The sequence below is a fragment of the Verrucomicrobiota bacterium genome, from assembly GCA_016871495.1.
Classification (GTDB): Bacteria; Verrucomicrobiota; Verrucomicrobiia; order Limisphaerales; family VHDF01; genus VHDF01.
In genome coordinates this window covers 63,993-75,957 of the sequence record VHDF01000012.1, presented here as the reverse complement: position 1 = coordinate 75,957, position 11,965 = coordinate 63,993, and the positions used below count along the sequence as shown (strand labels likewise).

The window sequence follows — 11,965 nt, the reverse complement described above, 5'->3', positions numbered from 1 at the left end:
TCGGCCCGTTCTCCTTGCGCCACGAGGACAGGAGCGCCGCCACCCTGCTGGCACATTATGTGGACTCCGCCGGATCGAGCGTCCGCGCCTATCCGATCAACCTGGCCGCACCGGGGGATTGCAACCACAACGGCATTGCCGATCGGGAGGAGATTCGGGCCGGGCTCGTCGAAGACTGCAATGGCAACGGCATTCCCGACCTCTGCGACATCGCGTCCGGGATTCTCCCGGACCACAATCGCAACCTCCTGGCCGACGGTTGCGAACCGGCTCCTCCAGGTGATTGCAATCGAAACGGAATCGCCGACCGCGCGGAGCTCGCCCTCGGCCTCGGGGACCAGAATAAGAACGGTGTGCTCGACGACTGTGAATCCCTCCTCCGGGTCAAACTCTTGAATTTCACGCCGGGCGCGCGCGAACGCTACTATCGCGCCCCGGGCTTGCGTGTCCGATCCACCAGCGCTCAGAGTTTCGAGATTGAATACTCCGGCGCCCTGGAACAAGCCCCCACCGTCATTGGCCCGTGGACCGCTGCCGAGTGACCGCATCGCACTTTCACCACGCTGCTTCCCTTTTCGGCGTTGATGCGGCGTGAACACTGCGCTCCGCCCCGCCGGACCGCGCCGTTCACGGCACTTCCGCTCTCGCATTGGGAGAGGTCTGTTCTCTCGTTCTCAGCGAAGCGCTACGCGTTCCGGGAACCGGGGACAGATCCGCGACGCTCTTTGAGGCCGCGCGCTCCTGGCGGAAAAGAAACTCATCGCTCCAGTTTCGCCGCAGGTCCAGACCTCCTTCGCGCCGGCGTCGAAATACAATGCCATTTTTTCTTGGATCTCCGCCGCCCTATTGCCTGGCGAAACCACTTCCACGCAGATTTCCGGCGCGCGGGGAAAACAGACCCGATCACCCAACTCATCCATGCGCGTCGGTGACGCCCAAGCCACATCGGCGGCTTTGACACCGTCTGCGGTTGAGACCGGACATTCGGTGATCACGCGACCACGCTCCATGAGACAGCGAAGCAAATAAGCAATCTCCGACTGAAAGCTTCCATGAGTTGGGGCAGGAGGAGGACTCATGATCACGTGACCATGGCGGTCGGTTTCGACTCGGCCTTCAAACCTGGCCAGTTCCGGGTCGGCCAGCACTTCCGCCCAGCGTCGCAGATTCGAGGCGGTCTGTGTTTTCTGTGGCGGAAGATCGAGTGTCAATGACGCCATGCTTTTAACTTATTGCGGCCGTGGGCCGGGCGTCAACCGCTCAATACCGAGGAGGGAGCGGACTGCTGTAGAGCAGGCGGAGCCGACGGAACGCCAGGCGCGAGGACCCTTGAACGCCACGCTCCGCCGACGGACCGCGCCGTTCAAGGCGCTTCAAGAATGCAGGTCAGTCCGCTCCGAAAGCGAAACCTCGTGATGACCAACATGCCAATCATCGAGCGCCAGGTCGGATCCGCCACCCTGCCGCCGACTTCGGCATGCACCGTCCAAAGTTCCATCCCTCCCAAATTCGACAGTGACCCGGCGAGCGGTTGAGCTCATAACAAGCGCAGCGATGTCCCCCGCTGGTGCCTCCATAGATTGTCGCCGTCAACCATGTGGCGTTCCGAAGCGCGGCTGTGTCGATAGCCCAGCCGCAGCATCGTGGCCTGTCTCGAGCTCGCCGAAGATTCCTCCGGCACCGCCCACACGGCCTGAAGCAGCCGGGCTCCAACCCAGCCGCGCCCCAGACAGATCCTTGCGGAGGCACGGTTCCCGCGCCCTCGCCGCGGTGGTTCTCTTCCTCTGGCATGGTTCATCTCCCCTCGGCGCTCCAGTGCTTCAGAAATCAGACGTCTTTCCGGCCGGGCTGAACGGGGTCAAACGCTATCGAATTCCAGGCGTTGTGGTCACTCCCAAGGGGACCATCCTCGCTTATGCCGAGGCGCGCAGGAACAACAGCGCCGATTGGGGCGAAATCGAAATCCATTTGCGCCGGTCCATCGACCAGGGACGAACCTGGACCGAAGCGCGAAAAATCGCGCACCACGGAACCCGACTGGAGGGGAACCCCCGCAAACCCCGCGGAGGCGAACGGGAACAGACGGTCCACAATCCCGTGGCGATCGTCAACCACGCCAAGGGAACCCTCGAGTTTCTCTATGGCGTCAATTATGCCCGCTGCTTCTCCATGCGCAGCGAGGATGATGGCGTCACCTGGACCACCCCGCGAGACATCACGGATGCCTTCGAACCTCTTCGGAATCGCTACCCCTGGACAGTGATCGCCACCGGTCCCGGCCACGGCATCCAGCTTCGTTCCGGAAGACTCCTGGTCCCGGTTTGGCTCGCCTATGGCAACACGGGAGACCATCACCCCTCGGCCTGCGCCACACTCTACAGCGACGATCACGGCCAGTCCTGGAAAGCGGGCGAGATCGCCATTCCCAACGAAGGCGAGTTTCGCGATCCCAATGAAAGCACAATCGCCGAGTTGTCCAATGGACACGTGATGCTGATCGCCCGCAACGAATCCCGCACCAGCCGCAAGCTCATCACCACCAGCCCCGACGGAGCGACCCGGTGGACTCCACCCCGCTTCCATCCGGAACTCTGGGAGCCCATCTGCATGGCCGGCCTCGTGGCCGTGCCTCCATCGCCCGGCACACTGCTGTTTTCGAACCCACACCGGCTCGCGCGCCACGCGGACGGCCAGGAAATCCCGGGCGGACGCGGAGCCCGCGAGAACCTCACCCTGAAACTCAGCCGGGACCATGGTGAAACGTGGCCGGTGCAGAAAACACTCGATCCGGGCGCTTCTGCCTATTCCGATCTGGCCGTGCTTCCGGACGGTTCTGTCCTTTGCCTCTTCGAATCCGGCGAACAGATCCGCGCCGCGCGATTCAACTTGGAGTGGCTGTCGCAACCTTAAGCATGGCCGCCGGCACCCGACGCCTCCACCAGACGCCCGCCGCCCGTGCCGTAAGACGGCTCCGCCGGACGGTTACCTTCCACGCACACGAACGCGCCCGCGGCGGTCTCTTCTCTTTCCTTGGCCCGCCCAGGGTCAATGCCTTCGCCCTGGCAAGATCATTGTCCCTTGGACTTGCCAAGCCTCTACTGAGATACACCCTGATGAGGCGTGAAAGCCGCGCTCCGGACCGCGCCGTTCACGGCGCTTCAGGCCTGCATGCCAAACAGCACCGATTTCCTCCCGTGACGCAGCCCATCAGGCGTGATCTGCCTGGCCTCACACCGAGAGACCCCGTCGCACTTTCGCAATGCTGCTCCTATTTCCGGCGTTGATGCGCCGCAAACGCCGCGCTCCGCAGCCGGACCGCGCCGTTCACGCCGCTTCAGGCCTGCATGCCAAACCGCGCTGATTTCTTCCCGAGGCGCAGCCCATCGTGCGTGATCTGCCAGTCTTCACACCGAGAGACCCCATCGCACTTTCGCAACGCTGCTCCCATTTCCGGCGTTGATGCGGCGTGAACGGCGCGCCCCGGCAGGGCTGCGCTCGCCATGGACGACTCACAGAGGCACCGGGCTTGGATCCCGTGTATCCCGATGTTGTTGGTAGGGCGGGCCTGTCCCAGCCCGCCGCCCACTGGATGCAAAACATCATGCTCCGGCGGCGCGCCGGGACGGACGCGCCCTACCTGCATCACCGCCAACATCGGGATGCACCGGCTTGGATCCCGAATCGGCGCGAGCCATTGCCAAACCAAAGGGCTTTGCCGCACACTCGCGCGCGGATGCACAAACGGTTCTACATCACGACCGCCATTGATTACGTCAACGGCCAGCCTCACCTCGGCCACGCCTACGAAAAAATTCTGGCCGACGTCATCGCGCGAGCCCGCCGGGCGCGCGGAGAGGAAGTCTTCTTTCTCACCGGACTCGACGAACACGGACAAAAGGTCCAGCAAGCCGCGCAGTCCGAACAACGGGATCCGCAAACCTACTGCGACCGCCTCGCGGATCAATGGCGCGCCTTCGCCGAACAGATGGGCATCTCCTGCGACGATTTCGTTCGCACCACTTCCAGCCGCCATCAGCAGGTTGTGCAAACCATCCTCACCCGGTTGCACGCCTCGGGTCATTTTTACAAGACCACCTATCAGGGTTTTTACTCCACCAAAGAGGAGACCTTCCTCACGGAAAAAGACCGCCGCGCGGACGGTACTTTCGATCCCGCTTACGGCGAGGTGGTCACGCTCTCCGAGGAGAATTACAATTTCCGGCTGGGGGAGCATCAGGCGTGGCTCACCGAATACATTCTCGCCCACCCCGAGTTCATCCAACCTGAATATCGGCGCAACGAAATCCTGGGATTCCTGCGGAGCCAGAAACTCGAGGACTTGTGCATCTCGCGTCCGCGCGCGCGCCTCGCTTGGGGCATTCCGCTGCCGTTCGACCGCGATTACGTCACCTACGTGTGGTTCGACGCCCTGGTAAACTACGTCAGCATTCCAGCGGCATTGGGGGATCCAGGGGTGTGCGAACCGCTTGGACTGCCTTCCTCGCCGCAGGGTCCGCGGATCTGGCCGGCCGATATCCACCTCATCGGGAAAGACATTCTAAAGTTTCATGCCGTCTATTGGCCCATCATGCTCAAGGCCATGGGACTGCCCCTGCCCCGCATGATTCTCGCCCACGGCTGGTGGCAGAAAGACAGCCAGAAAATGAGCAAGAGCACCGGCAACGTCGTGGATCCCCTCGAGGTGACCCGGGACTGGGGCGTCGATGCGTTCAGGTTCCATGTGGTGCGCGAACTGGATATCGGTCCGGATGGCAACTGGACGGATGCCAGCTTCCAGGGGCGCTACAACGCCGAACTGGCCAACGGGCTCGGCAACCTGGTGAACCGGTCGCTCTCCATGCTGCGGCGGTATCGCCAGGGCTTGGTGCCCGCCCCGCACGCGGAACTGGCGCCGGACGCCACCCGCACGGCCGAATCCGTTTATGCCGCTCTAGACCGGCAGGAACTGCAAAAAGCGCTGGTCGAAATCGGAATGCTGATCACGCGGGCCAATCAGTTTGTGGATCAAACGGCCCCGTTCAAACTCGCCAAAGACCCCTCGCAATCCGACCGCCTGGATCAAGTCCTCTACAACCTCGCGGAGGTCACCCGGGTCCTGGGGGTGTTGCTGGCTCCCTTCCTGCCCGGAACCTCCAGGCGCATTCACGAGCAATTGGGTTTGCCCGCGGCGGGCGAAAGCCGGTCGGATGCGGATTGGGGAGGCTTGAAACAAGGCCATCAAGTGGGTGAACCCGCCCCACTCTTTCCGCGCCGCGATCTCGCGAAGTAGCCGGAACTTAACGTCCCGTTTTGGAAGGCGGACGGCCCACGATCCCAATCAGGGTCTGCTGGAGCAACAGCGACGCATCCAGCCCGCTGCCCACCAGCTTGCGATTGCATTCCAGCAGACTCGCCATCGCCTCGATCAACTCCGAACTTGTGTAGCGACGCGCTTGGGGCAACGCCCGAAAAAGGACGTACGGGTTGATCTGACGGGGGTCGTACTTGGCATCCGTTGGCAAAACACCCTGCGGAATCCGTTCCAGCGCCGGCTTGATCCTGGCGTATTCGTAATTCGGAAGCAGATACCCAAGCCTTAACAATTCCTGGACCAGGATCATGACGCGCACTTTGCTGATCACACCATAGAGCAGTCCAATCGCGGACTTCTGGGAGCCGGAGCCCATCGACCATAATTCGTCGTCCAAGGCCTTCAAGACCCGGGGCAGATCCCGATCACCCACGGCGTCGCCCAAGGCGAACGCTTTGGCTTGCTTCTGAACGGTGATCACAGCGCGAACGTCCGCCAGTTCCAACTTGGCCCTTCCGTGGGCATACAACGAGAGCTTCTCAACCTCGTTCGCCAGGACACGAGTATCGGGGCCGACGCGGGAGACCAACTCTCCCAAGGCTTCCTCATCGATGCGATGTCCCAGGGACTTGAGGTGGCGGGCCGCAAGCATCTCCGCCTTGGCCATCCAATCCCTGTCGTCCACCGAAAGGCAAGCGAACGATTCCACGGAAGCCAAGCCCTCCACCGCCTTGTAAAACGATTTCCTCCGATCGACCTTGGGAGCGTCCAGTGCGAGCCGGACCTGGCTCCAATCGAAGGACTTGAATTCCTGGGCCAGATCCTTGAGCTCGGCCGTCACCGCCTGGCTCTCGGACGTCTTATCCTCGGCCAGGAAAGTGCAGCGTTTCAGCCAGATGATTTTGCCCGTCCCGAAAAAGGGAAGGGTTTGCATGGCCTCGCGCAACCGTGCGATGGCCTTCAGGGCTTCCCCACCGTTCCCGCAAGCCCCATCCACCACTTCCTCTTCCGCGCCCGGCATGGACTCCTTCCATCGGGAAATCGCCTCGCGGCATCGACGGTGGCTGTTGAAATCGTCTTCGCCAATCGCCAGCAGGATCGGAGGGTCTTTGGAAGCAGCTGGGGCCATGGACCGTTGGCGGTTGAATCGTGCGGAGCGCCAAGCCGATCAAGCTACGGAAAAAGCGCCGCCGGCATCGAGTCCTCAGGTATTCTCGTTTTCGCCCGTTCCTTCGCCCTCGCTCCCGGCTTCGTGAATGCGATGCAGCAGCTCGGTCATGTCCTCCACCTGCTCGAACAAGGTGGCCGCGACGAAAATCCGACTTTTCTGGGCGCTCGCCAAGGCGAGGCAATCACTGGGCCGCGCGTCAATCTCGACGATCTTCTGCCCGAGCTCGTTCTTTTGCTTCAAAATCAGCCGCGCAAAATACGTCGCGTTCCTCAGTTCCGTGATGACCACGCGCTCCACCGTGATAGTGAATCCTTGGAGCAGGGAGGAGATCAAATCGTGCGTCAGCGGTCGCTCCTTCGGCGTGCCGCGAAGAAACATTCCAATCACAGCCCCCATGTTGTGCTCCACCTGGATCACAAACACCTTTCGGTCGTTGCCCACGAAAATGGCGCACCCGCTGTTGGCGGGATAAATGCCCCGGATTTCCACCGGCACGACGTCCTTCTTCATGCGCTCACTCTAATCCTCGCCCCTCAAAAAACAAGGCTCTCGGAAACACGGCTTCCGGGACGGAGCCGACTCAGCCCTCAAAGCGGCGGGCGGCGATCGTGGCGTTATGACCTCCAAAACCGAATGAGTTGTTCAAGATGGCTTCGACGCGAAGTTCGCGGGCTTGATTGGGCACGTAATCCAGATCGCATTCGGGATCCGGGGTTTCGTAGTTCAACGTCGGCGGCACCACTCCGGACTGGATGGCTTTGGCGCAAATCGCCATTTCCACGGCGCCCGCCGCGCCCAGCATGTGTCCGGTGGCGCCTTTGGTCGAACTGACGGCCAGTTGGCGGGCGCGCTCCCCAAACACCGACTTGATCGCCTCCGTCTCGCAAATGTCGCCCTGCGGTGTCGAGGTGCCATGCGCGTTGATGTAGGTGATGGCTTCGGGCGTCAATCCCGCGGATCGAAGCGCCATTTTCATGCACCGGGCCGCTCCTTCTCCCTCGGGAGCCGGGGCCGTCATGTGATTGGCGTCCGCCGTGTTGCCATAACCGACGATCTCACAATAAATTCGGGCGCCCCGCGCCATCGCGTGCTGGAGTTCCTCCAGCACCAGCACCCCTGCCCCCTCGCCCATCACAAACCCGTCCCGTCCTTGATCGAAGGGACGCGACGCCTTTTGCGGCGCCTCGTTCCTCGTGCTCAAGGCGCGCATCGCGCAAAACCCGCCGATCCCAAGCGGCACGATCGTGGCTTCGGTGCCTCCGGCAAAAATCACTTCCGCATCCCCCATCTTGATCGTACGCCACGCCTCGCCCAACGCGTGGGTCGAGGTGGCACACGCGGAGCAAGTCGCGAAATTCGGCCCCCGCAGGCGGTGGTACATCGAAAACAAACCCGAAGCCATGTTCAGAATCAGCATCGGGATCATGAAGGGCGAGAGCCTTCCCGGCCCCTTGGCCAGCAGAACCTTGTGCTGCTCCTCGGTCGTGTAGAGCCCTCCGATGCCCGAGCCAATGAAGACTCCGGTGGTGTCGCGATCGATCTTCTCCAAATCGAGGCCGGAATCCAGCAACGCCCGGTGGCCCGCATAGATGCCAAACTGCGCGAACCGGTCGGTGCGCCGAATTTCCTTGGGCGTCGGAAACGCGGGTGCCGGATCGAAATCCTTGACCTCCGCCGCGATCTTGCAGTCGTAAGCGGCGACATCGAAGGCTTTGATGGTGTCGATGCCGCAGCGGCCGGCAATCAGGTTCGACCAAAAAACATCGATGTCGTGCCCCAGCGAAGACACCACCCCGATTCCGGTCACCACCACACGGCGTTCTGGCGCGAAAACAGGCATGAAAAGAAAGAGGGCAGCCCAGGCTGGTCCGTGGCGCTGCCCCGCCGAAATCGAAACCCGTTACTTTTGCAGGGACTCCTCGATGTGCTTGATCACATCGCCCACGCTTTGAAGCTTCTCGGCTTCCTCATCAGGAATCTCCTGGCCGAATTCTTCCTCCAAAGCCATGACCAACTCGACCGTGTCGAGCGAATCCGCCCCCAGGTCTTCGATGAACTTCGCCTCGGGAGTCACTTGGTCAGCGTTGACGCCAAGCTGCTCGACGATGATGTTTTTAACGCGCTGCTCGATAGATTTGTCGGATGCCATTGAAATCTCCAGTATGTTTTGGACCTGTCTCTAAGCAACCCCCCTGGAAGCGTCAAGCCCCGATTGGGAAATTTCGGATCACGTCTTCAAGGAGGCTTTCACCAGTCTGAACGCCACGTTCGGCCATGGTCGAAATATGCTTCACATCGTCATTCCGCCATCGACCGCCAGCACCTGGCCGGTCACGTATCGCGCGCCGGGACTCGCGAGATAACAAGCCGCTTCGGCGATGTCCTCGGGTTCCCCGAACCGATTCAGCGGGATCCGCTTCAAGACCTCGGCTTTCAATTCGTCCCCGAGCTCTTTCGTCATGTCAGTGCCAATGAACCCGGGGGCAATCGCATTCACGGTGATGCCGCGCGACGCAAACTCCCTGGCCACCGACTGCGTGAACCCGATCAAACCCGCCTTGCTGGCCGCGTAATTGGCCTGGCCCGCGTTTCCAATCAAGCCAATCACCGAAGTCACATTGATGATCCGCCCGGACCGCTGCTTCAGAAACGCCCGGCTGAAGGCGCGCGTCATCAAAAACGCGCCCCTCAAATTCGTCTGCAATACCGTGTCCCAATCCGCGTCGCTCATGCGCATCAACAAGCCGTCGCGCGTCACACCCGCGTTGTTCACCAAAATGTCCACCCGGCCCGCGTCCGCCAAAACGCGCTCGCAGACCGACGACACGCCGGCTCCATCGGAAACATCAAGAGCGTAAGCCCAGGCCTTTCTTCCCAGCGCCCGCGCCTCCCCCGCCACCGCTTCCACCTGGTCCAGCGACCTCGCCAGGCACACGACATCAGCGCCGGCCAGTGCCAGGCGCATCGCGATGGCACGACCAATGCCCCGGCCCGCGCCGGTCACCACCGCCACCTGATTCGCCAACGATGCATTCATCGCCGCCACTTCTGGAGTCCACCCACCCGGAAGTCAATATTTTCACCATTCGGATGCCCGGCACCTATGAGGTGCCGTGCCCCGGACCGCGCCGTTCACGGCGCTTCAGCGCCCGCATGCCAGCCCGCCCTATGTCCTCCAGTCGCGCAGTCTGTCCGAGATGAAAGGGTTCGCCCTGGCGCTCACCTCGCGCCTCGAACACGCCATGCTCGATTGCAGCCACACCCTCATGCGGCCTGAAGGCCGCGCTGCGTCCGGCAACTCGATGGCGCGCCGCCGGAGCATGATGTTTTGCATCCAGTGGGCGGCGGGCTGGGACAGGCCCGCCCTACCAACAACATCGGGATACACGGCCCGCCGCCTCAGCCCGCACCTAATCGTTGCCGTCCCCGAAAGATTGGCGCATCATGCGCTTCATGCCCTCGATGCCACCAGTGCTCCCGCTTTACGGATTCCTTTCGCTGCTCGCCAGAAAACTGCGTCCGTTGCTCCCCGCGCTCGCGCTCGCGCTCGCCGCCGAACCCGCCGGACTCCGCGCCGCCGATGACTACAAGTTGGGACCGGACAGCTTCCCCAAGGACGGAGTGCCCCGTGGCCGCGTCGAAAAGTTTTCCTGGACCTCCACCAACCTCTTCCCCGGCACGGTTCGCGACGGCTGGGTGTACGTGCCCGCTCAATACAAGCCCTCCGAACCCGCCTGCCTTATGGTCTTCCAGGACGGCGGAGGTTACGTGAGCACGAACGGGTCCTACCGCGTGCCCACCGTATTCGACAATCTGATTCACGAGGGCTCCATGCCCGTCACCTTGGGGCTCTTCCTCAATCCAGGCGTGGTCCCCGCTCCGTCCTCCAATGCCCTGCCTCGCTACAATCGCAGCTTCGAATACGATTCGATGGGGGATCGCTACGCGCGGTTTCTTTTGGAGGAAGTCATCCCCGACCTGGCCCGGAAATACGCCCTTAAGACCGGGCCCGAAAGCCGCGCGATCGCCGGCGCGAGCTCCGGAGCCATCTGCGCCTTCACCGCCGCCTGGGAGCGGCCGGACGCGTTCGGACGCGTCTTCAGCACGATCGGGACCTACGTCGGTCTGCGTGGCGGCAATGAGTATCCGACCTTGATCCGAAAAACCGAGCCCAAGCCAATCCGCGTCTTTTTGCAGGACGGCTCGGCGGATCTCAACATTTACGGCGGCAATTGGTGGGTCGCCAACCAGGACATGCTCTCGGCCCTGGAGTTCGCGGGTTATGAAGTCACCCACGTCTGGGGTGACGGCGGACACAACGGCAAGCATGGCGGCGCCATCTTCCCCGACGCCATGCGCTGGCTCTGGAAGAATCACGATCAACCGATTGCCAAAGGGAAAGGCTCCAAACAACCCATCATGCAAATCCTCATTCCGGGCGAGGAATGGACCCAGGTCAGCCAGGGCCACGGATTCACCGAGGGACCCATCGCCAACGGAGACGGCGAGGTTTTTTTCACCGATATTCCGAACAGCCGGATTCATAAGGTCAGCCTCGACGGACGCGTCAGCGTCTTCGCGGAAAACACGGGACAGGCGAACGGACTCGCGTTCAGCGCCGACGGTTACCTCTACGCCGCAGCCTCCGGGAAAATGGCGATCCTCCGCTACGACCCAACGGGGAAGGAGGAAACGGTCCTGGAAGGCGTCACCAGCAATGATTGCGTTTCCCGGGTGAACGATGGTTACTTCACCGACCCCAACAACAAACGCGTGTATCACGTCGATGCCGAGGGAGCCAAACGCGTCGTTGATGAAGGCATCCCATTCCCCAACGGGGTGGTGACTTCACCCGACCAAACCCTGCTCTACGTCGCGGACACCCGCGGCCAATTCGTGTATTCCTTCCAAATCCGCGAGGACGGCTCCCTTACCCATAAGCAGCCCTATTTCCATTTGCATCTTCCCGACGCCTCCACGGGAAGCGGCGCGGACGGCATGAAAGTGGATACGGAAGGCCGGCTTTACGTCACGACCTCCTTGGGCATCCAAGTGTGTGACCAGGCCGGTCGCGTCAACGGCATCATTCCCAAGCCTCAGAACAAGTGGCTGTCCAACGTGGCCTTCGGCGGCCGGGACTTCAACGAGCTTTACGTCACCTGCGGGGATAAAGTCTTCAAACGAAAGACCAAGGCCAAGGGAGTTCACTCCTTCAGGCCGCCCATCAAGCCCCCCGCACCCCGGCTCTAGCCCGCATGTTTCATGCACGGGACGCCCGGTGAGGACACCGCGCCTACGAACACGGAGGCAGGCGCGATTGTAGGCCGCGTGCCCTCACGCGGCACACTGTCGCGGATTCAAGCTCCGTATGAAATTTCCGGGCTAGCCCCCCGAGGGGCACGAGAGAGCTCGCCGGGCATGGCGAAGGCCCAGGCGCCACGGCCCGTCTCAAGTTCGATGGTTCAGATCGATAGGCGGGGTCG

The 11,965-nt window shown here is 62.0% G+C and carries 10 protein-coding genes; 3 read left to right on the top strand and 7 right to left on the bottom strand.

The features are described 5' to 3' along the window. Window positions 1–674: 674 nt before the first annotated feature. Complete coding sequence (locus FJ404_04510) at window positions 675–1,220, bottom strand: Uma2 family endonuclease (GenBank protein MBM3822149.1); 546 nt, start codon at window positions 1,218–1,220, stop codon at window positions 675–677. 334 nt (window positions 1,221–1,554) lie between these two features. Here FJ404_04510 and FJ404_04505 point away from each other — a divergent pair, with 334 nt between their 5' ends. Further along, window positions 1,555–2,910, top strand: a complete 1,356-nt coding sequence (locus tag FJ404_04505) for an exo-alpha-sialidase (GenBank protein ID MBM3822148.1) — start codon at window positions 1,555–1,557, stop codon at window positions 2,908–2,910. 424 nt (window positions 2,911–3,334) lie between these two features. Here the strand turns inward: FJ404_04505 and FJ404_04500 are convergent, their stop codons facing one another. Continuing rightward, window positions 3,335–3,655: a hypothetical protein gene (locus tag FJ404_04500; protein MBM3822147.1), complete on the bottom strand. Its 321-nt coding sequence runs from the start codon at window positions 3,653–3,655 to the stop codon at window positions 3,335–3,337. A 78-nt stretch (window positions 3,656–3,733) separates the two neighbouring features. Between FJ404_04500 and FJ404_04495 the strand changes: the two genes are divergently transcribed. Next, complete coding sequence (locus FJ404_04495; protein MBM3822146.1) at window positions 3,734–5,290, top strand: methionine--tRNA ligase; 1,557 nt, start codon at window positions 3,734–3,736, stop codon at window positions 5,288–5,290. 7 nt (window positions 5,291–5,297) lie between these two features. On the opposite strand, the gene holA is transcribed toward FJ404_04495, so the two are convergent. The 5 genes from holA to fabG form a co-directional block, all read right to left on the bottom strand. Beyond that, window positions 5,298–6,440 carry a DNA polymerase III subunit delta gene (holA, locus tag FJ404_04490; protein MBM3822145.1) on the bottom strand — a complete coding sequence of 381 codons (1,143 nt, stop codon included), beginning with the start codon at window positions 6,438–6,440 and terminating at the stop codon, window positions 5,298–5,300. Between the two features lie 75 nt (window positions 6,441–6,515). Further along, entirely contained in the window at window positions 6,516–6,992 is a 477-nt protein-coding gene (locus FJ404_04485) for a bifunctional nuclease family protein (protein ID MBM3822144.1), read from the bottom strand. Between the two features lie 70 nt (window positions 6,993–7,062). Then, entirely contained in the window at window positions 7,063–8,322 is a 1,260-nt protein-coding gene (gene fabF, locus FJ404_04480; GenBank protein ID MBM3822143.1) for a beta-ketoacyl-ACP synthase II, read from the bottom strand. A gap of 60 nt (window positions 8,323–8,382) precedes the next feature. Further along, on the bottom strand, window positions 8,383–8,631 hold the full coding sequence (gene acpP / locus FJ404_04475; GenBank protein ID MBM3822142.1) for an acyl carrier protein: 249 nt from the start codon (window positions 8,629–8,631) through the stop codon (window positions 8,383–8,385). A 141-nt stretch (window positions 8,632–8,772) separates the two neighbouring features. Continuing rightward, window positions 8,773–9,519, bottom strand: coding sequence for a 3-oxoacyl-[acyl-carrier-protein] reductase (fabG, locus tag FJ404_04470; GenBank protein MBM3822141.1), 747 nt, complete (start codon window positions 9,517–9,519; stop codon window positions 8,773–8,775). A gap of 425 nt (window positions 9,520–9,944) precedes the next feature. Between fabG and FJ404_04465 the strand changes: the two genes are divergently transcribed. Beyond that, on the top strand, window positions 9,945–11,732 hold the full coding sequence (locus FJ404_04465; protein MBM3822140.1) for a gluconolactonase: 1,788 nt from the start codon (window positions 9,945–9,947) through the stop codon (window positions 11,730–11,732). Window positions 11,733–11,965 lie beyond the last annotated feature (233 nt).

Coding starts and splice junctions, on each gene's coding strand:
- fabF (MBM3822143.1), bottom strand. CDS start 8,322: ATGCCTGTTTTCGCGCCAGAACGCCGTGTGGTGGTGACCGGAATCGGG.
- FJ404_04495 (MBM3822146.1), top strand. CDS start 3,734: ATGCACAAACGGTTCTACATCACGACCGCCATTGATTACGTCAACGGC.
- holA (MBM3822145.1), bottom strand. CDS start 6,440: ATGGCCCCAGCTGCTTCCAAAGACCCTCCGATCCTGCTGGCGATTGGC.
- FJ404_04505 (MBM3822148.1), top strand. CDS start 1,555: ATGTCCCCCGCTGGTGCCTCCATAGATTGTCGCCGTCAACCATGTGGC.
- FJ404_04485 (MBM3822144.1), bottom strand. CDS start 6,992: ATGAAGAAGGACGTCGTGCCGGTGGAAATCCGGGGCATTTATCCCGCC.
- FJ404_04510 (MBM3822149.1), bottom strand. CDS start 1,220: ATGGCGTCATTGACACTCGATCTTCCGCCACAGAAAACACAGACCGCC.
- FJ404_04465 (MBM3822140.1), top strand. CDS start 9,945: ATGCCACCAGTGCTCCCGCTTTACGGATTCCTTTCGCTGCTCGCCAGA.
- FJ404_04500 (MBM3822147.1), bottom strand. CDS start 3,655: ATGTTGGCGGTGATGCAGGTAGGGCGCGTCCGTCCCGGCGCGCCGCCG.
- fabG (MBM3822141.1), bottom strand. CDS start 9,519: ATGAATGCATCGTTGGCGAATCAGGTGGCGGTGGTGACCGGCGCGGGC.
- acpP (MBM3822142.1), bottom strand. CDS start 8,631: ATGGCATCCGACAAATCTATCGAGCAGCGCGTTAAAAACATCATCGTC.